General features: G+C 70.6%; 18 protein-coding genes. 13 read left to right on the plus strand and 5 right to left on the minus strand.

Going from position 1 to position 18,699, the window contains the following annotated elements:
* Positions 1-68: 68 nt before the first annotated feature.
* Positions 69-674 carry an RDD family protein gene (locus C9J87_RS07780; RefSeq protein WP_157953144.1) on the minus strand — a complete coding sequence of 202 codons (606 nt, stop codon included), beginning with the start codon at positions 672-674 and terminating at the stop codon, positions 69-71.
* 274 nt (positions 675-948) lie between these two features.
* Here C9J87_RS07780 and C9J87_RS07785 point away from each other — a divergent pair, with 274 nt between their 5' ends.
* The 11 genes from C9J87_RS07785 (at position 949) to C9J87_RS07835 (ending at position 14,742) form a co-directional block, all read left to right on the plus strand.
* Positions 949-1,575 carry a PadR family transcriptional regulator gene (locus C9J87_RS07785; RefSeq protein ID WP_107705165.1) on the plus strand — a complete coding sequence of 209 codons (627 nt, stop codon included), beginning with the start codon at positions 949-951 and terminating at the stop codon, positions 1,573-1,575.
* Entirely contained in the window at positions 1,572-2,291 is a 720-nt protein-coding gene (locus C9J87_RS07790) for an ABC transporter ATP-binding protein (RefSeq protein ID WP_010834447.1), read from the plus strand. Before C9J87_RS07785 ends, C9J87_RS07790 begins: the two co-directional genes overlap by 4 nt.
* Positions 2,288-4,963 (plus strand): FtsX-like permease family protein, encoded by a 2,676-nt coding sequence (locus C9J87_RS07795; RefSeq protein ID WP_036491357.1) that lies wholly within the window; start codon positions 2,288-2,290, stop codon positions 4,961-4,963. Before C9J87_RS07790 ends, C9J87_RS07795 begins: the two co-directional genes overlap by 4 nt.
* A gap of 157 nt (positions 4,964-5,120) precedes the next feature.
* The gene (locus C9J87_RS07800; RefSeq protein WP_010834445.1) at positions 5,121-5,720 is read left to right on the plus strand and encodes a TetR/AcrR family transcriptional regulator; all 600 of its coding nucleotides are present in this window, start codon (positions 5,121-5,123) and stop codon (positions 5,718-5,720) included.
* 136 nt (positions 5,721-5,856) lie between these two features.
* Positions 5,857-6,639 carry a TIGR03084 family metal-binding protein gene (locus tag C9J87_RS07805; protein ID WP_010834444.1) on the plus strand — a complete coding sequence of 261 codons (783 nt, stop codon included), beginning with the start codon at positions 5,857-5,859 and terminating at the stop codon, positions 6,637-6,639.
* Positions 6,636-8,393 (plus strand): acyclic terpene utilization AtuA family protein, encoded by a 1,758-nt coding sequence (locus C9J87_RS07810; protein WP_010834443.1) that lies wholly within the window; start codon positions 6,636-6,638, stop codon positions 8,391-8,393. The genes C9J87_RS07805 and C9J87_RS07810 overlap by 4 nt, the downstream gene beginning before the upstream one ends.
* Positions 8,390-9,541 (plus strand): acyl-CoA dehydrogenase family protein, encoded by a 1,152-nt coding sequence (locus C9J87_RS07815; protein WP_010834442.1) that lies wholly within the window; start codon positions 8,390-8,392, stop codon positions 9,539-9,541. The genes C9J87_RS07810 and C9J87_RS07815 overlap by 4 nt, the downstream gene beginning before the upstream one ends.
* Positions 9,538-10,008, plus strand: a complete 471-nt coding sequence (locus C9J87_RS07820; RefSeq protein ID WP_010834441.1) for an SRPBCC family protein — start codon at positions 9,538-9,540, stop codon at positions 10,006-10,008. The genes C9J87_RS07815 and C9J87_RS07820 overlap by 4 nt, the downstream gene beginning before the upstream one ends.
* Positions 10,005-11,600: an acyl-CoA carboxylase subunit beta gene (locus C9J87_RS07825; protein WP_036491353.1), complete on the plus strand. Its 1,596-nt coding sequence runs from the start codon at positions 10,005-10,007 to the stop codon at positions 11,598-11,600. Before C9J87_RS07820 ends, C9J87_RS07825 begins: the two co-directional genes overlap by 4 nt.
* Entirely contained in the window at positions 11,597-13,576 is a 1,980-nt protein-coding gene (locus C9J87_RS07830) for an acetyl/propionyl/methylcrotonyl-CoA carboxylase subunit alpha (protein ID WP_010834439.1), read from the plus strand. The genes C9J87_RS07825 and C9J87_RS07830 overlap by 4 nt, the downstream gene beginning before the upstream one ends.
* Positions 13,576-14,742 carry an acyl-CoA dehydrogenase family protein gene (locus tag C9J87_RS07835; protein ID WP_107705166.1) on the plus strand — a complete coding sequence of 389 codons (1,167 nt, stop codon included), beginning with the start codon at positions 13,576-13,578 and terminating at the stop codon, positions 14,740-14,742. Before C9J87_RS07830 ends, C9J87_RS07835 begins: the two co-directional genes overlap by 1 nt.
* A gap of 141 nt (positions 14,743-14,883) precedes the next feature.
* Here C9J87_RS07835 and C9J87_RS07840 read toward each other — a convergent pair whose 3' ends face one another.
* A complete protein-coding gene (locus C9J87_RS07840) occupies positions 14,884-16,089 on the minus strand; it encodes an IS30 family transposase (protein ID WP_107705167.1) in 1,206 nt (401 codons plus the stop codon).
* Positions 16,090-16,253: 164 nt separating this feature from the next.
* Here C9J87_RS07840 and C9J87_RS07845 point away from each other — a divergent pair, with 164 nt between their 5' ends.
* On the plus strand, positions 16,254-16,634 hold the full coding sequence (locus C9J87_RS07845) for an MmcQ/YjbR family DNA-binding protein (protein ID WP_107705168.1): 381 nt from the start codon (positions 16,254-16,256) through the stop codon (positions 16,632-16,634).
* A gap of 75 nt (positions 16,635-16,709) precedes the next feature.
* Here C9J87_RS07845 and C9J87_RS07850 read toward each other — a convergent pair whose 3' ends face one another.
* Together C9J87_RS07850 and C9J87_RS07855 are read right to left on the minus strand one after the other, a co-directional pair.
* Positions 16,710-17,171, minus strand: coding sequence for a VOC family protein (locus C9J87_RS07850; RefSeq protein WP_010834435.1), 462 nt, complete (start codon positions 17,169-17,171; stop codon positions 16,710-16,712).
* A gap of 10 nt (positions 17,172-17,181) precedes the next feature.
* Positions 17,182-17,628 carry a helix-turn-helix domain-containing protein gene (locus tag C9J87_RS07855; RefSeq protein WP_010834434.1) on the minus strand — a complete coding sequence of 149 codons (447 nt, stop codon included), beginning with the start codon at positions 17,626-17,628 and terminating at the stop codon, positions 17,182-17,184.
* A gap of 65 nt (positions 17,629-17,693) precedes the next feature.
* Here C9J87_RS07855 and C9J87_RS07860 point away from each other — a divergent pair, with 65 nt between their 5' ends.
* Positions 17,694-18,068 (plus strand): PLD nuclease N-terminal domain-containing protein, encoded by a 375-nt coding sequence (locus tag C9J87_RS07860; protein ID WP_010834433.1) that lies wholly within the window; start codon positions 17,694-17,696, stop codon positions 18,066-18,068.
* On the opposite strand, the gene C9J87_RS07865 is transcribed toward C9J87_RS07860, so the two are convergent.
* Entirely contained in the window at positions 18,069-18,620 is a 552-nt protein-coding gene (locus C9J87_RS07865; protein ID WP_010834432.1) for a protein-L-isoaspartate O-methyltransferase family protein, read from the minus strand. It abuts the gene before it with no gap.
* Between the last annotated feature and the right edge of the window lie 79 nt (positions 18,621-18,699).

Below are 18,699 nucleotides of genomic sequence, written 5' to 3' on the forward strand. Positions count from 1 at the left end.
GTGTGACAGCGCAGCCGACATGACTCGACCCGCCCGGTCTCCCGGGCGGGTCGGAGGGTGGAGCTGGGTCAGCCCTTCGGCTGGTCGATGACGTAGGTGCCGATCACCTTGTCGGCGAAGGTCTGGCGCTTGGCGTCCCACAGCGGCCAGAGGAAGCCGAGGTAGCAGGGGAGCGCGTCCAGGATGTGCGCGAGCTGGCGCACGAACGACATGCCGGCGCCGATCGGCTGGCCGGTCTCGGCCTTGACGAGCTTGATGCCCATCACGCCCTTGCCGATGGAGTAGCCCGTCCGACCCTGCTTGATGCAGCTGTTCCAGATGAAGAAGGCGAGTCCCATGATGATGCCGAGGCCCATCAGCGCGAGTGCCAGGCCGCTGGCACCGCCGCCGGTGTTCGTGACCTCACCGGTGACCGGGTCGGTGGTGAGCTCGGCGCTGCTGGCGGCCATGATCGAGCCGACGATGTAGAGGGACTGGGCCAGCATTCCCAGGAGCCCGTCGATCACCGCCGCGCCGACCCGCTTGCCCCAGTGGGCGAAGGTCACGCCCTGCGGCACGCCGCCGTAGCCAGCGGGGTCGTAGGACTGGGCGCCGTAGGGGTTGACGGGCTGGCCGTAGGGGTCCTGGCCGGGCTGGCCGTAGGGGTCGGATGGCGGGTTGCCGTAGTTGGACATGTTTCCCCCTTGGGAAGTCGTGGAAGTGCGGCCGCCCTCAGGAGCGCGCGTCGAGGTACCTCCCCCGAATGCGGGTCGCGAAACCCGGAGCCTGCCACCTGTGGATGTCGGTGTCACGGCTTGAGTGGGGTTCTTGGCGGATGCCGCACCGAATGCCAGCACTTGAGCGTCCAGATGGACGCTCAAGGGAGAAAGGGCCCTGCATACCCGGTATGCATACGTGGTATACATCTCCCAGCGTCGGTCACGGGGGCCGACGACGAGGAGGGGCGCGATGTCGATCCGACAGGCGATGCTCGCGCTGCTGGAGCCGGAGCCGATGTACGGCTACCAGCTCCGCGCGGAGTTCGAGCAGCGCACCGGGGCGACCTGGCCGCTCAACGTCGGGCAGGTCTACACGACCCTGTCCCGGCTCGAGCGCGACGGCCTGATCGAGCACGACGAGCGCGTCGACGCGGCGGGGGCCGCAGACGCGCCCGATCGAGCAGCCCAGGTGATGTATCGCATCACCCCCTCCGGCAGGGGCGAGGTGTCGGCGTGGTTCACCACGCCGGTGCCTCGCACCCAGCCGCCCCGCGACGAGCTCGCGATCAAGCTCGCCATCGCGGTGACCCTGCCGGGCGTCGACGTGGGTGCGCTGATCCAGCAGCAGCGTACGGCGACCATGACCGCCCTCCAGGACTACACGCGCCTCAAGCGCAGCGGTCGCGCGTCGCGACCCGATCAACCCGAGGACCTCGCGTGGTCGCTGGTCCTCGACTCGCTCGTCTTCGACGCCGAGGCCGAGATCCGCTGGCTCGACCACTGCGAAGCCCGGCTCCGGCGCGCCGCAGCCGAGGGTCACCTGCACGTCCCTGCCTGTCCGACCCGGACGGCCGACTCCGAGGAAGTTCGCCCATGAGTGCCGTCGTGCTCCACCTGGACAACGTGACCCGTGTGCACGGCGAGGGTCCCACCGAGGTGCACGCCCTGCGCGGCGTCAGCTTCAGGGCCTGCGCCGGCGAGCTCGTCGCCGTGATGGGCCCGTCCGGCTCCGGCAAGTCCACCCTGCTGACCATCGCGGGCGGGCTCGATGAGCCGACGAGCGGCACCGTCAGCGTCGAGGGCGCGGTCCTGGGCAGCCTCGGCAACGCCGGACGAGCCCGCATGCGGCGTACGTCGATCGGCTACGTCTTCCAGGACTTCAACCTGATCCCCGCGCTGACCGCGGCGGAGAACGTCGCCCTCCCGCGCGAGCTCGACGGCGAGCGCAGCAAGGCGGCGCGCCTGCTCGCGCTGGCCGCGCTCGAGGAGGTCGGCATCGTCGATCTGGCGGACAGGTTCCCCGACGAGATGTCGGGCGGTCAGCAGCAGCGGGTCGCGATCGCGCGCGCCATCGTCGGGGAGCGGCGGCTGATCCTTGCCGACGAGCCGACGGGTGCGCTGGACACCGACACCGGCGAGGAGATCCTGCGCCTGCTGCGCAACCGCTGCGACGCGGGCGCGGCCGGGGTGCTGGTGACGCACGAGGCCCGGCACGCCGCCTGGGCCGACCGCGTCGTCTTCCTCCGCGACGGCCTGATCGTCGACGAGTCCGGGGCCGACGTGGCCGACGAGCTGCTCGAGGTCACGCCGTGAAGGGTTGGCGCCCTGCCCTGAGGCTGGCGTGGCGAGACGTGCTCCGGGCTCGTGGCCGCAGCATCCTGGTGCTCTTCATGATCGCGCTCCCGGTGCTGGCAGTGACGGCTGCTTCCGTCGTGCAGGCGACCGCCGACGTCAGCTCGCTCGAGGGGGTCGAGCGCACCATGGGCTCGGCGCAGGCGCGGGTCCATCCGACGGGCGGAAGTGCCGTCCTGCAGGCCCCGGACCCCGGATCCGGGATGTGGACCCAGACCGGCTCGGGGGAGGCGTCGACGTCGGCCGAGCTCGCTGAGGCCCTGGGCGGTCGCGACTTCATCACCATCGCCGACGGTCACGCCAACATCCCGCTGGGTGATCGCCGTGTCACGGCCTTGGCGACCGAGGTCGACCTGAGCAGCCCACTCGCCGAAGGTCTCTTCGACCTGCGCGTGGGTGAGCTCCCTGCCCGACCGGGTGAGGCCGTCGTCAACGACGCCTTCGCCGAGCGCGGAGTCGCCATCGGCGACGCTCTCGAGGTGCTCGGTCACGACGTCACCGTCGTCGGCATCGGCCGCGACGCCGAACACCGCAAGGAACTGACGGTCATCTCACCGCCGGGCAGCTTCGGCGACCACTTCACTGGCGATCGGGTCGCGCCCGACTGGTTGGTCGGCGGAGACCCGGTGCTCTGGTCGGACGTGCTGGCGCTCAACGAGCTGGGTGCTCTCGTCCACTCGCGCGCAGTGCTGACCGACCCGCCTCCCGTCGTCGAGATGGCCGAACGCATGGGCTACGACACGGGCCGCGGCCTCTACATCACGGTCGCGGCGCTCGTCATCACCATGGCGCTGCTCGAGGTGGTGCTGCTCGCCGGCCCGGCCTTCGCGGTCGGAGCCCGCCGCCAGGCGCGCAACCTCGCGCTGATGGCCGCCTCCGGTGGCACGCCGCGCCAGGCCCGCCGCGTGGTGCTCGCGTCCGGCATCGTGCTCGGGGGCCTCGCGGCCCTGATCGGCGCCGTGCTCGGTGTGCCGCTCGGGTTTGTCCTCCTGCCTGTCGTCCAGCGGTTCAGCAACGCTTGGTTCGGCCCCGACGACGTCAACTGGCTGGTGGTCTCCATCGTGGCCGCCTTCGGCCTCCTGAGCGCACTGCTCGCCGCGGTGGTGCCGGCCTGGCTGGCCTCGCGACAGGACGTGGTCGCCGTACTCTCCGGACGTCGTGGCGACCCGCCACCGTCCCCCCGCACGCCGGTCCTCGGGGTCCTCCTGCTCGGCGCCGGCATCGGGCTGTCCGTCGCCGGAGTCCGGCGGGGTCACCTCTTCAACTTCTACGAGGCGGGCCAGTACGCCATCGCCTTCGGTGCCGTCGTCTCCGTGTTCGGGATGATCTTCATCGTGCCGCTGGTCGTGACCTTGTTGGCACGGTTGTCCGGGAGCCTGCCCCTCGTGATGCGGTACGCCGCCCGCGACGCCGCCAGGCACCGCACCCGCACCGTCCCGGCGATCGCCGCGGTGGCCGCGACCGTGGCTGGCGTCGTCGCGCTCGGCATCGCCAACACCAGTGACGAGAAGCAGAACCGCGAGACCTACACGCGCTCGTTGCCGATGGACACGGGCCTGATCAACATCTATCCGACGGAGTCCATGGACGGCTCCGCTTCGGTGCCTCCTTCCCAGCAGACGTGGGACCGGGCGCAGGCCATCGTGCGGGCGCAGGCGCCCGAGATCGACACGGAGCTGGTGGAGGGGCTGCGTTTCGCAAGCGATGCAAATGCCTTCGTCCACGTCAGCCTCTCCGTTCCAAGTGCGCAGATGCTCTTGTCCGGGTGGGGCGGCACTCTCGGCTCGGACCTGCTGGTCGGCGAGGTGGTCCCCGGCTTCCTCGAGGTCGACGACGAGGGAGGCGCGCGTGCTGCCCTCCAGGCAGGAAAGGCCGTTGTCCTCACCGACCACCCTGTCAACCTCGATGAGGTGACACTGACGATGGAACGGTGGGACGGGGAAGGCGACGAGACTGCCTCCACGTCGAGTCTGACCTGGCCCGCCCACTTCGTCGAGACGGACGCCGAGATGCCGCCGACGCAGGCCATCATTCCCGCCGCGTTCGCCGCGGAGCTCGACCGGCCCGTCGAGACGGTCGCCCTCTATCTCGGGGGCGAGATCTCGAAGGACCAGGAGCAGGCGATCCGCGAGGAGATCACGGGCCTTGATGCGAATGCCTACCTCATCGTCGAGCGCGGTTACGAGACCCCCGACGAGATCTTCATCCTGCTGCTCGTCCTCTTCACCCTCGGCGGCGTGCTGATGCTCGGCGGGACGCTGACCGCGACCTTCCTGGCGCTGTCCGACGCCCGTCCCGACCTGGCCACCCTGTCCGCAGTGGGAGCGGCTCCGCGTTCGCGGCGAGGAGTCGCTGCGTCGTACGCACTGGTCGTCGGTTTCGTCGGGGGCGTCCTCGGTGCGCTGGTCGGCTTCATCCCAGGGGTGGCGATCACCTATCCGCTCACCGGATCAGCCGGGCAGTCCTGTTCCTCGGGCGCCGACGGGATGCTCGTCTGCGAGTCAGCCGGGCCGTTCCTCGACATCCCGTGGTTGCTCATCCTCGGCCTCGTCGTGGCGCTGCCCCTGCTCACGGCGGCGATCGTCGGCCTGACCGCGCGCTCACGGCTGCCGCTGGTGACCCGGCTGACCTGAGGGGTCGTCGGTTTCACGGCTTGAGTGGGGATCTGAGCGGTTACCGCGCCTGATGCCGTGGCTTGAGCGTCAATATGGACGCTCAAGCAGGAGTCGCGTGTCCACCCACTAAAAGTCAGTCTTGACTGTTTGTTGATCTGGCCCCACGATGGGTCACATGACGACGACCGCCCGCGTGCCCCAGGAGCAACGCAGCCGCGCGATGCGGCTGCGCCTGCTCGAGGCGACGGTCGAGTGCCTGGTCGAGCGCGGCTACTCCGGTACGTCGACCACGCTGGTCAGCACGCGCGCCGGCGTCTCTCGCGGTGCCCAGCTGCACCACTTCCCGACCAAGAACGACCTCGTCGTCGCGGCCGTCGAGCACCTCACCGTCCTCCGGGGTGCCGAGATCGCCGACGCGGTGGCGGGGCTGCCGACCGGGCGCAGGCGGACCCGCGCCGTACTCACCATGCTGGGCGACCACTTCGCCTCGCCGGTCTTCACCGCCGCCCTCGAGCTGTGGGTCGCCGCGCGCACCGACGAGGCCCTGCTCGCCGCGGTCGGACCGCTGGAGCAGCGGGTCGGGCGCGAGGTGCACCGGCTCACCGTCGAGGCGCTCGGCGCCGACGAGTCGCAGCCCGGCGTGCGCGAGCTCGTGCAGGCCACCCTCGACCTCGTCCGCGGGCTCGGCCTCGCCAACACCATCTCCGACGACGCCGCCCGGCGCCGTCGGATCCTCGACCACTGGGCCGACGTGCTCGACCGGGAGCTGGCGTGACCGGCTGGGGCACCAGATCGGGGTCGTACGGCGACGTGGGCCCGATCTCGTTCCCCGCCCGCTGCGCTGGGGAACCAGATCGGGCTCAGAACAGCCTTCGACCCCGCTTTCGTTCCCCAACTGAGAAGAGTCACCAGTGACCGACGTACTCACCACAGTCCTCGACGACCTGACGGCCGAGGGCGACGTCCTCGACGCGCTGGTCGCCGACCTCGACGAGGCCGGCTGGCGCACGCCGACGCCGGCGCCCGGCTGGGACGTCGCCACCCAGATCTCGCACCTCGCGTGGACCGACGAGGTCGCGGTCAAGGCCGCCACCGACAAGGAGGCCTGGGACGAGGCGGTGGTGCTCGCGATCGCCGACCCGACCGGCTTCGTCGACACCGAGGCGATCGCCGGCGCCGAGGCCGCGCCTGCCGACCTGCTCGCCCGCTGGCGCTCGGGGCGCACCGCGCTGCGCGAGACGCTCGCGGCCTTCGACGGCGGCAAGATGCCGTGGTTCGGCCCGCCGATGTCACCGACCTCGATGGCGACCGCGCGGCTGATGGAGACCTGGGCGCACAGCCTGGACGTGCACGACGCGCTCGGCGTCACCCCGGAGCCGAGCGACCGGATCCGGCACGTCGCCCACCTCGCCGTACGCACCCGTGACTTCTCCTTCGTCACCCAGGACCTGGTGCCGCCGAGCGCGGAGTTCCGCATCGACCTGGTCAGCCCGAGCGGCAACGTGTGGTCGTTCGGGCCCGAGGACGCCGAGCAGACGGTGACCGGTTCGGCGCTCGACCTGTGCCTCCTCGCCACGCAGCGGGTCAACCGCGCCGACACCGACCTCGTCGCGACCGGCCCCGACGCCGACCGCTGGCTCGACATCGCGCAGTGCTTCGCGGGACCGCCCGGAGAGGGGAGGAGCAAGGCATGAGCCTTGGTTTCGACACGGGCGCTGGGCGCCCTGCTCAACCGGCGGTCAGGATCGGCAACTGCTCCGGCTTCTACGGCGACCGCCTGAGCGCCATGCGCGAGATGCTCGAGGGCGGCGAGATCGACGTGCTGACCGGCGACTACCTCGCCGAGCTGACGATGCTGATCCTCGGCAAGGACACCATGAAGGACCCGTCGCTCGGCTATGCCAAGACGTTCGTCCGGCAGGTCGAGGACACCCTCGGGATCGCGCTCGAACGCGGCGTGAAGATCGTCTCCAACGCCGGCGGCCTCAACCCGGCGGGGCTGGCGACGAAGCTGGGGGAGGTCGCGAACGGCCTCGGCCTGGCGCCGAGGATCGCCTACGTCGCCGGCGACGACCTGCGTCCGCTCGGCCTGTGGGAGGGCGCGCTCACGGCCAACGCCTACCTCGGCGGGTTCGGCATCGCCGCGGCCCTGACACGAGGCGCCGACATCGTCGTCACCGGCCGCGTCACCGACGCGTCGCTCGTCGTTGGGGCGGCGGCCGCGCACCACGGGTGGTCCATGACCGACCACGACGCCCTCGCCGGCGCGGTCGTGGCCGGCCACGTGCTCGAGTGCGGAACGCAGGCGACCGGCGGCAACTTCAGCGGCTTCCGGTCGCTGCCGCACACGGGCACCCCGCTCGGCTTCCCCCTCGCCGAGGTCGCGGCCGACGGCTCCTCGGTGATCACCAAGCACGACGGCACCGGCGGCGCCGTCACGGTCGACACCGTCACCGCGCAGCTCGTCTACGAGATCCAGTCCACGCGCTACCTCGGTCCCGACGTCACCACCCACCTCGACTCGCTGTCCCTCGAGCAGGTCGGCCCCGACCGCGTCGCCATCACCGGCGTCCGCGGCGAGGCTCCGCCGGAGCAGCTCAAGGTCTGTGTCAACGAGCTCGGCGGCTGGCGCAACAGCGTCGAGCTCGTGCTGACCGGTCTCGAGATCGAGGCCAAGGCCGACTGGGTGCGCACCCAGCTCGACGCCGCCCTCGCCGCGAACCCGCCGGCCGAGGTCGCCTGGTCACGCCTGGCCATGCCCGCACCCGACGCCGACTCCGAGGAGGGCGCGTCGGCGCTGCTGCGCTGCACGGTCAAGGACTCCGCGCCCGAGCCGGTGGGCCGGGCCTTCACGTCGGCTGCCGTCGAGCTCGCCCTCGGGTCCTACCCCGGCTTCACCATGACCGCGCCGCCGGCACCCGCGACGCCGTTCGGCGTCTATCGCGCGGAGTACGTCGACCGCTCGGTCGTCGAGCACACCGTCGTGCACGCAGACGGAGACAGGGAGGTGATCGGGAACCCCCCGGTCTCCACGCTGCCACCGGCCACCGACATCGGCGCGCGCCCGTCGCCGTACCCCTCACCGTCCGACGTGCTCACGCGGCGGCTGCCGCTGGGCACCTTCGTGCACGCGCGCTCGGGCGACAAGGGCGGCGACGCGAACATCGGGCTGTGGGTCGCCCACGACGGTCGCGACGACGTCTACGCCGATCGTGTCGAGTGGCTGTGCAAGGTGATCAACCCCCGGCGGGTGCGCGAGCTGGTCCCGGAGTCGGCCGACCTCCAGGTCGAGGTGTTCCTGCTGCCCAACCTCGGCGCGGTCAACGTCGTCATCCACGGCCTCCTCGGCGCGGGGGTGGCCGCCTCGACGCGGTTCGACCCCCAGGCCAAGGGCCTCGGCGAGTGGATCCGCTCGCGCCACGTCAACATCGATGGAGGACTCCTGTGACGACCTTCGACCATGGCTGGAGCCCTGAGCGGCTCGCCCTGAAGCGCTCGGCGATCGAGTTCACCCAGCGCGAGGTCACCCCCCACCTCGACGCCTGGGAGCGCGAGGGGGAGATCCCGCGCGACTTCCAGAAGAAGCTGGCCCATGCTGGCCTGCTCGGCGTGGGCGTCGCCGAGGAGGTCGGCGGCGACGGCGGCGACCTGCTCGACGTGTGCGCCATGCAGGAGGGCTTCATGGAAGGCGGCTGGTCCGGCGGGCTGATGGCGGGTGCCTTCACCCACGGGATCGCCATCCCGCACATCGTGGCCAACGGCTCGCCGCACCTCGTCGACACCTATGCCCGCCCGGTCCTCGCCGGGGACCTGATCGGTTCCCTCGGCGTCACCGAGCCCGGCACCGGTTCCGACGTCGCCGGCATCACCACCCGAGCCGTCCGCGACGGCGACGACTGGGTGATCAACGGCGCGAAGACCTTCATCACCTCGTCGGTGCGCGGCGACTTCGTCACCACCGCCGTCCGCACCGGCGGCCCGGGCGCCCACGGGATCTCGCTGATCGTGGTGCCGAAGGGCACGCCCGGCTTCACCGTCTCCCGCAAGCTGGAGAAGATGGGCTGGCTCTGCTCCGACACGGGCGAGCTGTCGTACGCCGATGTGCGCGTGCCCGCCGCCAACCTGGTCGGCGAGGAGAACCACGGCTTCTACTACATCGCCCAGCAGTTCGTCACCGAGCGGATCTGGCTGGCGCTGATGGGCTATGGCCACGCGCAGCGCTGCCTGACCCTGACCGCGCAGTACTGCCAGGACCGCGAGACCTTCGGCAAGCCGCTGGTCGCCAACCAGGTCGTCCGGGCCAAGCTCGTCGAGATGCACCGCCAGGTCGCGATCGCGCGCAGCTACACCCTCGAGGTCGCCGCGCGGTACGTCGCCGGCGAGGACGTCATCGCGGAGGCCTGTCTGGCCAAGCAGACCGCGGTCGACACTGCCGTCTGGGTCGCGGACCAAGCCGTCCAGCTGCACGGCGGGATGGGCTACATGCGCGAGTCCGAGGTCGAACGCCACTACCGAGACGTCCGCCTGCTGCCGATCGGCGGTGGCGCCACCGAGGTGCTCACCGACCTGGCAGCCAAGCTGTTGGGATACGCATGAACCTCGTGAGGCCGCTCGGCGGCGACGTGACGATCTGGATGGACGCCCCGCCCGCCGAGGTGTGGGCCCTGGTCAGCGACGTCACCAGGATCGGCGAGTTCTCGCCCGAGACCTTCGAGGCGAAGTGGACCCGCGGCTCGACCGGTCCCGAGGTGGGCGCCCACTTTGCCGGCCACGTGAAGCGCAACGGGGTCGGCCCGACCTACTGGTCGCCGTGCCGCGTGACCGTCTGTGAGCCGGAGCGGGTCTTCGAGTTCGCCGTCGGCACCGACTCGGTGACCGCGAACAACTGGGGCTACCGACTGACGCCGCGTGACGGCGGCACCGACGTGACGGAGTACTTCCGCCTCGAGACGAGCCTTCCGATGCGCGTCTACTGGGCGCTGCTCGGTCGCCTGCGCGGACGCACCAACGAGCGCGGGATGCGCACCACCCTCGAGCGGATGAAGGCGGTGCTGGAGTCATGAGCGCCACCAACCGGGCAACCATGCTCGAGAAGCTCGCCGACCTCGACGCCCAGCACGCCGTCGCGGTGGCCGGGGGCGGGGAGAAGTACGTCGCCCGCCACAAGGACCGCGGCAAGCTCACCGCCCGCGAGCGCATCGAGCTGCTCGTCGACGAGGGTTCCGCCTTTCTCGAGCTGATGCCGCTGGCCGGCTGGGGCAGCGACTTCACGGTCGGCGCCAGCATGGTGACCGGCATCGGCGTCGTCGAGGGCGTCGAGTGCATGATCGTGGCCAACGACCCGACGGTGAAGGGCGGCGCCCTCAACCCGTGGTCGCTGAAGAAGTCCTTCCGAGCCGGCGAGATCGCCGAGCAGAACAACCTGCCCACGATCAACCTCACCGAGTCCGGCGGCGCCGACCTGCCGACCCAGAAGGACATCTTCATCCCCGGCGGTCGCGGCTTCCGCAACCTCACCCGCGCGTCGGCGCGCAAGCAGCCGAGCATCTCGGTCGTCTTCGGAAACTCCACCGCGGGCGGCGCCTACGTCCCCGGCATGAGCGACTACGTGATCATGGTCAAGGAGCAGGCGAAGGTCTTCCTGGCCGGCCCACCGCTGGTCAAGATGGCCACCGGTGAGGAGACCGACGACGAGTCGCTCGGCGGCGCCGAGATGCACTCGCGGACCTCCGGCTCCTCCGACTTCCTGGCCCTCGACGAGCACGACGCGCTGCGGCTCGCGCGCCGCGTGGTCGCCCGCTTGAACTGGCGCAAGCGGGGCGCGGCTCCGCAGGCGCCGTACGCCGAACCCGACCTGGACCCCGAGGACCTCCTCGACCTCATCCCGACGGACCTGAAGGAGCCCTTCGACCCGCGGGACGCGATCCTGCGCATCGTCGACGGGGTTTCGACAGGCTCAACCGCCGGTCCCGGCAACGAGGTGGCCTTCGACGAGTTCAAGCCGCTCTACGGCTCCGCGCTGTGCGTGGGCTGGGCGCGGCTGCACGGCCACGAGATCGGCATCCTGGCCAACGCCCGCGGCGTGCTGATGTCGCAGGAGGCGCAGAAGGCGGCGCAGTTCATCCAGCTCGCCAACCAGAAGGACACGCCGCTGCTCTTCCTGCACAACACCACCGGCTACATGGTCGGCGCGGAGTACGAGCAGGGCGGGATCATCAAGCACGGCGCGCAGATGATCAACGCGGTCAGCAACTCCACCGTCCCGCACCTCACGGTGATCATGGGAGCGTCGTACGGCGCCGGCAACTACGGCATGAACGGGCGCGCCTACGACCCGCGGTTCCTCTTCACCTGGCCCAGCGCGAAGTCGGCCGTGATGGGGCCGGCCCAGCTCGCCGGCGTCATGGAGATCGTCGCCCGCGAGTCCGCGGAGAAGAAGGGCCAGGTCTTCGACGCCGAGGGCTTCCAGGGCATCAAGGACATGGTCGAGGGCATGGTCGAGGAGCAGTCGATGCCCTACTTCCTCTCCGGCATGGTCTACGACGACGGCGTCATCGATCCGCGCGACACCCGCACCGTCCTGGGCATCTGCCTGTCCGTGATCGACAACCAGCCCATCGAGGGCGCCATGAACTTCGGGGTGTTCCGACTGTGACGATCAACAGACTCCTCGTCGCCAACCGGGGCGAGATCGCCCGGCGGGTGTTCCGCACCTGCCGCGAGCTCGGCATCGAGACCGTCGCCGTCCACTCCGACGCGGACGCGCAGATGCCGTTCGTGCTCGAGGCGGACGTCGCCGTACGCCTGCCGGGCAACACGCCGGCCGAGACCTACCTGCGCGGCGACCTCGTCATCGAGGCGGCCCGCAAGGCCGGCGCCGACGCGATCCACCCGGGCTACGGCTTCCTCTCCGAGAACGCCGCCTTCGCCCGCCAGGTCGGCGATGCCGGGCTGACCTGGGTCGGTCCTGACCCCTCCTCCATCGAGCAGATGGGCTCGAAGATCGAGTCCAAGAAGCTGATGGAGGCCGCGGGGGTGCCGGTCCTGGGCAACCTGACGCCCGAGACGGCGTCCGCCGCCGACCTGCCGCTGCTGGTCAAGGCCAGCGCCGGCGGTGGTGGCCGCGGCATGCGGATCGTCCGCTCGCTCGGCGCCCTCGCCGGCGAGATCGAGAAGGCCGCGTCCGAGGCGGAGTCCGCCTTCGGCGACGGCACGGTGTTCGTCGAGCCGTACGTCGAGAGCGGCCGTCACATCGAGGTGCAGGTGCTCGGCACGGCCGGTCGGACGTTCGTGCTCGGCGAGCGCGACTGCTCGGTGCAGCGCCGCCACCAGAAGGTGATCGAGGAGGCGCCGGCCCCTGCCCTGCCCGACGCGACCCGCACCGCGCTGCACGACGCGGCCCGGGCGGCCGCGGAGGCGATCGACTACCGCGGCGCCGGCACCGTCGAGTTCCTCTACGACACCGACAAGGACCGCTTCTTCTTCCTGGAGATGAACACCCGGCTCCAGGTCGAGCACCCGGTCACCGAGGCGGTGCTCGGCGTCGACCTCGTCGCGCTCCAGCTCGCCGTCGCCGAGGGCCGGTCGCTGGCCGACCTCGAGGTGGGCCGGCCCCGCGGCCACGCGATCGAGGTGCGCCTCTATGCCGAGGACCCGGCCCACGACTACCAGCCGCAGAGCGGCCGGATCGCACGCTTCTCCGTGCCCGGTGTGGTCTCCGAGTTCGAGGGGCCGTCGACGTACGGCATCCGGCTGGACTCGGGCGTCGGTGCCGGTGACGAGATCGGCACGTTCTACGACGCGATGATCGCCAAGGTGGTCGTGCACGCCCCGACGCGCGAGCAGGCCCTGCGCCAGCTCGCCGGGGCGCTGGCGAAGGCGCAGCTGCACGGGCTGGTCACCAACCGCGACCTGCTGGTCAACCTGCTGCGCGACCCGGTCTTCGCCGAGGCGCGAATGCACACGACCTGGCTCGACGGTGCCGACCTGACCGCGCTCGCCGCGGCCCCCGGCGGTCCCGACGCTGTCGCGCTGAGCGGTTTCGCCGCCGCGGTGGCGCTGGCCGAGCGCGCCCGCACGGATCGCCCCGTCCAGCAGCGGATCCCGGCGGGCTTCCGCAACGTCGTGGCCCAGCCGCAGCTCACGCAGTTCCAGCACGGCGACGAGGTCCTCGACGTCCGGTGGTTCGGCGGCCGGTCCTTCACCTCCGCCGACCTCGACGACGTGACGGTGCTCGAGGCCGGGCCCGAGACGGTCCGGCTCGACGTCGGCGGGGTCCAGCGCACCTTCATGGTCAACACCGACGGGGAGCGCGTGGACGTCGAGTCCTCGCTCGGCCACGTCGCGCTGCGCCGTACCCCCCGCTTCGTGGACCCGGCCGACCAGGTCGCGGAGGGCTCGCTGCTGGCGCCGATGCCCGGGAGCGTGATCGCGGTCCGGGCGGCGCTCGGCGACGTGGTCGCCGAGGGCCAGCCGATCCTCGTGATGGAGGCCATGAAGATGCAGCACACCATCGCCGCGCCCTATGCCGGCACGCTCACCGAGCTGCCGGCGGCCGTCGGGCAGCAGGTCGAGGCGGGCTCCGTGCTCGCGGTGGTCACCCCGGACGAGACCGACGAAGGAGCAGCCTGATGAGCACCATGTTCACCGAGCCGGAGGAGCGCGTCGCGCTGCGCGAGGCGGTCAAGAAGCTGGCCGGGAAGTACGGCCACGAGTTCGTCGCCAAGCAGGCTCGCGAGGGCGGCAAGATGACCGAGATGTGGCTCGAGATGGGTCGCAACGGCTTCCTCGGCGTCAACATCCCCGAGGCGTACGGCGGAGGCGGCGGCGGCATGTCAGACCTGGCCGCGGTCCTCGAGGAGGCCTCGGCGGCCGGTGCGCCGCTCCTGCTGATGGTCGTCTCGCCGGCGATCTGCGGCTCGATCATCAGCCGCTGCGGCACCGAGGATCAGAAGCAGCGCTGGCTCCCCGGCATCGCCGACGGCAGCCTGCTGATGGCCTTCGGCATCACCGAGGCCGACGCCGGCTCCAACTCCCACCAGATCACCACGACTGCCACCCGTGACGGCGACGGCTGGGTGCTCACCGGCCAGAAGACCTTCATCTCCGGTGTCGACGAGGCGGGCGCGGTGCTGATCGTCGCACGCACCGAGGACGCGAAGACCGGCAAGCTCAAGCCGGCGCTGTTCGTGGTGCCCACCGACGCGGAGGGCTTCACCCGCCAGCCGATCCCGATGGGCTGGTCGGCGCCCGAGAAGCAGTTCACGCTGTTCCTCGACTCGGTGCGTGTCCCGACCGAGGCCCTCGTCGGCGACGAGGACGGCGGCATCTGGCAGCTGTTCGCCGGGCTCAACCCCGAGCGGATCATGGGGGCCGCGATGTCCAACGGCATGGCGCGCTATGCGCTGGACAAGGCGGTCGCCTATGCCAAGGACCGCACGGTCTGGAAGGACCAGCCGATCGGCTCGCACCAGGGCATCGCACACCCGCTGGCCCGGATCAAGATCGAGCTCGAGCAGTCGCGGCTGCTGCAGCAGAAGGCGGCCGCCCTCTACGACGCCGGCGACGACTTCGGCGCGGGCGAGTACGCCAACATGGCGAAGTACGCAGGCGGCGAGGTCGCCTGCAACGCCTCCGACGTCGCCGTACACACCCATGGCGGCAACGGCCTCACCAAGGAGTACGGCCTGGCCAACATGCTGGTCGGGGCCCGCCTCGGCCGGATCGCTCCGGTCAGCCGCGAGATGATCCTCAACTTCGTGGCCATGCACAGCCTGGGGCTGCCGAAGTCATACTGAGCGGCCCCGCTTGGCGGGGTGGCGGCACATCGCAGTCGGCCGGTGGGGTGCTGGGGGGCGTCGGGTGCGTCGGGTGCGTCGCGTTACCGAACAGTACGAGGGTCCGCCGCACGGCAATGTCAATCGGTCGAAGCAATTCGGTCAAGCTGCTGCCTGTTGCAGCAGCTCGTTCAGCTTCTGGGCCGGGGTGTGCAGGTCCAGGGTCGGACGGGGTCGTGCGTTGAGCTTGGCCGCGATCCGGGCCAGGTCCTCGGCAGTATGGATCGAGAGATCGCTGCCCTTCTCGAACCAGTGCCTCAACAGCCGGTTGGTGTTCTCGTTCGTGCCCCGCTGCCACGGTGAGTGCGGGTCGCAGAAGTACAACTTCAGGTCCAAAGCGGTCTGGATATCGGCGTACCTGGCGAGCTCAACACCGCGATCCCAAGTGACCGAGCGGCGCAAGTGCTCAGGCAACTTGCCCATCTCACGGATCATCGCCTCGGCCACCGAGTTCGAGTCATGCCGACCGGGCAGGTGCAACAAGATCGTGAACCGGGTCGAGCGCTCGACCAGCGTCCCGATCGCCGAACCCGTGGCGGTCCCGCCCATGATCAGGTCACCTTCCCAGTGACCCGGCACCGCCCGGTCAGCCACCTCGGCTGGGCGTTCGCTGATCTTGAAGGCCTCCTTGTACGGGCTGGCCGGGTTCCGGGTGCTGCCGTGCGCCTTGCGACGGGCCCGCTTCAGGCTCAGACAGCGGTGCAGATCAACGCGCAGCGACCCACGGGTCTGCACATACAAGGCCTGGTAGATCGTCTCGTGACTCACCCGCTCAGTGTCGCTGGCCGCATCGGCCGCGAGCATCTGGCTGATCAATCTGGGCGACCAGCCGTCATCCATCCACTCCTCGATCCGACGACACAGACCGGGGTTGGCAGTGAGCTTGCTCGTCTTCGGCCGCGGACGACGGCCGGCAGCGGCGCGGTGAGCCACGCTCGCCCGGTAGACACCGTCCGGGCTCCGGTTGCGCCGGATCTCGCGACACACCACCGACCGGTCACGACCAATCGAGTCGGCGATGCGTTGCAGAGTCCACCCTTGAGAAACCCCAACGGCAATCTCCGCACGGTCATCGATCGACAACTGCCGCCGCACCCCTCCCACGACGGCGACCAACGGCGCGACAGCCCCAAGGCCACCATGAGGACCGAACACCAAGCGCAAGTTCATGTGGCCAGACTGGCTCCACCACACCACGGCCTGGGTGCTCGACACCCCAGTGCGCTCAGCGGCCTGGCGAAGGGAAACCCCACCGCAGATCAACTCCACAAACGCCTCGCGAACCTCTGGCGGGAAACTCTTCGGCATACAACGCTCCTTCAAGCGTTGCTTCGACCATATGAATCCGCCCACCCGCAGACCCCCTGACTGTTCGGTAGCTCGTGGGTGGGGTGGCTCTCGCCGTACGCGCGGACTAGCGCTCGCACATGTCGACCCGGGCGCTGTCGGTGGCCTCTCCTACGCTGTGGCCCATGGCGCCGAAGGACCGTCCGCTCGTGCCCGAGGAGTGGGTGCGGCGGCTGAGCTCGATCCTGTGCGCGCTGCCGGAGTGCCGCGAGGAGCCGGCCTGGGTCGGCACCCGCTGGCGCGTCGGGCAGGCGACGATCGCCCACGTCTTCGGCGGCGAGGACCAGCTGTTCCGGATCACGTTCCGCGCCGAGCCCGACGAGGTGATGGCCTTCGAGCACCTCGGCGATCCCTACTTCCGCTCCGGCTGGGGCGCCAACGTCGTCGGGATGCTGCTCGACGACGACACCGACTGGACCGAGCTGGGCGAGCTGCTCACCGACTCCTACTGCCTGCAGGCGCCGGTCACCCTGGCGGCGCAGGTGGAGCGCCCTGCGGTCTCGTGACGGTCGCTGCGCGACCTCCTCAACCTCCGACCTCGGCGGTCGAGGAGGCGCGCCAGCGCCGTCACGAAACCCCGATCACGCCGGTGCGCCGTCGTACTTCTCCTGGATCTGGTCGGACGTGAGCGCGGCGGGCTGGCTGATCCGCACGGGGTTGCCGAAGGGGTCGCGGATGCCGATGTCGGTGCCGTAGGGCTGCTCGACCGGCTCCTGGGTGATCTCGACACCGGCGGCGTCGAGTGCGGCGTACGTCGCGTGGATGTCGCTGCTCGTGAGGAACAGTCCGCCCAGGGCGCCCTTGGTGACGAGCTCGCGCACCTGGGCGGCGGTGGCGGCGTCGTGCTGCGGCCCGCCGACGAGCTCCAGGAGCAGCTGGACGTCCGCGCCGGGGAGGCCGATGGTGAGCCAGCGCATGAAGCCGAGGTCGATGTCGTTGCGGACCTCGAAGCCGAGGAGCTCGGTGTAGAAGGCGAGCGCCTCGTCCTGGTCGAGGACCGGGAGGCTCTTGAGGCTGATGGCGGTGATGTGGTTGGTGGTCATGACGAGGACGCTAGGGGGCAGGGCGGTCGGTCTGCTTCTCCGAAACCGCTGTCCCTGCCGCAGCCTCCCGCGGTCGCGTCCACGCGGCGATGAAGCAGGTCGGGACGTGCACCGGCTCGTGCCGCACCCGGAACTCCGACGGTGAGGAACCGACGACCGTGGAGAAGGTGCGGCTGAAGGTGCCGAGGCTGGCGAAGCCGACGTCCCACGCGATGTCGGTCACCGGCCGGTCCGTCTGCCGCAGCAGCGTCATCGCCCGCTCGACGCGACGCCGCTGCAGGTAGCGGTGGGGCGTCTCGCCGTACACCTCCTTGAAGACGCGGCCGAACTGCGACGCGCTCAGGTGGGCGATCGCCGCGAGCGTGGGGACGTCGAGGGGCTCGGCGTAGCGGCGGTCCATCTCGTCGCGCGCGCGGAGCATCCGGCGGTTGACGTCCTCGCGCGCGCTCAGCTCCACGGCGCCACGCTAACCGGGTGGTGCGTTCGCTGGCGGTGAGTGGTCCGAGGGCTCATGCTGTCCTCGTGTTCAAGCTCTACGCGCTGCTCTCGATCGTGAGCATCATCCTCATGGTGTGGTGCCTGATCGAGGCCGTCTCCACCGATGAGTCGCGCATGCGCAACCTGCCGAAGCTGTGGTGGATCCTGCTCATCCTGTTCTTCCCGCTCGCGGGCTCGATCGCCTGGCTGGTGGCCGGTCGCCCGGTCGTCGCCGGCCCGCGGCCCGGACCTGCGCCGGCGTTCCCGGAGTACGACCGTCCCGGTCGCGCGATGCCGAAGGACCCGGTCAAGGACGAGGACTTCTTGAAGAAGGTGCGCGAGCGCGCGGAGGAGCAGCGCCGTCGCTACGAGCAGCAGAAGAAGCGCGAGCAGCAGAAGGACCAGCCCGAAGCTGAGTGATCACCGCAGCGGCACGAAGTTGTAGCGCCCGTGCTCGGTCACGAGCCCGCCAGGGTTGATGACGCGCAGCATGATCCCCGCGACCGGGATGACCATGACCCCGGTGTCGGCGAGCTGGTCGACCAGCGACGCCGGCAGCTGGTCGGGCTCGGCGGAGACCAGGATCCGGTCGTACGGCGCCCGGTCGGGCGCCCCCAGCACGCCCTCGCTCGCCTGGCTGATCGAGGCCCACGGCTGGTCGGTCGCCGCGAGGTTGGCCCGGCCGAACCGGACGAGCTCCGGTTCGAGCTCGACCCCGACGACCTCACCGGTCGGCCCGACGAGGTGGGCGAGCAGGGCCGTGGTCCAGCCCGAACCACTGCCGACGTCGAGCACCCGCTGACCGGCGCTGACCTCGAGCAGCCGCAGCATGTCGGCCACCGTGCGGGGTTGTGAGTTGGTCTGGCCGGCGGCGATCCGCAGCGGGCCGTCGAAGGAGGCCTGCGAGCGCGCGTGGGCGGGCAGGAAGTCCACGCGGGGGTGGGCAGCGAAGGCGGCCTCGACGGCGTCCATCCCTCGAGTGTGCCCTGTCCCGCGACGCTGAGCGCCGAGGAGGACCGGCAGAAATGAAACCCGGGACGGCCACCACGGG

The organism is Nocardioides allogilvus (assembly GCF_003047285.1).
GTDB lineage: Bacteria > Actinomycetota > Actinomycetes > Propionibacteriales > Nocardioidaceae > Nocardioides > Nocardioides allogilvus.

Coding starts and splice junctions, on each gene's coding strand:
- C9J87_RS07780 (WP_157953144.1), bottom strand. CDS start 674: ATGTCCAACTACGGCAACCCGCCATCCGACCCCTACGGCCAGCCCGGC.
- C9J87_RS07865 (WP_010834432.1), bottom strand. CDS start 18,620: ATGGACGCCGTCGAGGCCGCCTTCGCTGCCCACCCCCGCGTGGACTTC.
- C9J87_RS07850 (WP_010834435.1), bottom strand. CDS start 17,171: ATGACCACCAACCACATCACCGCCATCAGCCTCAAGAGCCTCCCGGTC.
- C9J87_RS07785 (WP_107705165.1), top strand. CDS start 949: ATGTCGATCCGACAGGCGATGCTCGCGCTGCTGGAGCCGGAGCCGATG.
- C9J87_RS07835 (WP_107705166.1), top strand. CDS start 13,576: ATGAGCACCATGTTCACCGAGCCGGAGGAGCGCGTCGCGCTGCGCGAG.
- C9J87_RS07820 (WP_010834441.1), top strand. CDS start 9,538: ATGAACCTCGTGAGGCCGCTCGGCGGCGACGTGACGATCTGGATGGAC.
- C9J87_RS07840 (WP_107705167.1), bottom strand. CDS start 16,089: ATGCCGAAGAGTTTCCCGCCAGAGGTTCGCGAGGCGTTTGTGGAGTTG.
- C9J87_RS07800 (WP_010834445.1), top strand. CDS start 5,121: ATGACGACGACCGCCCGCGTGCCCCAGGAGCAACGCAGCCGCGCGATG.
- C9J87_RS07825 (WP_036491353.1), top strand. CDS start 10,005: ATGAGCGCCACCAACCGGGCAACCATGCTCGAGAAGCTCGCCGACCTC.
- C9J87_RS07790 (WP_010834447.1), top strand. CDS start 1,572: ATGAGTGCCGTCGTGCTCCACCTGGACAACGTGACCCGTGTGCACGGC.
- C9J87_RS07810 (WP_010834443.1), top strand. CDS start 6,636: ATGAGCCTTGGTTTCGACACGGGCGCTGGGCGCCCTGCTCAACCGGCG.
- C9J87_RS07845 (WP_107705168.1), top strand. CDS start 16,254: ATGGCGCCGAAGGACCGTCCGCTCGTGCCCGAGGAGTGGGTGCGGCGG.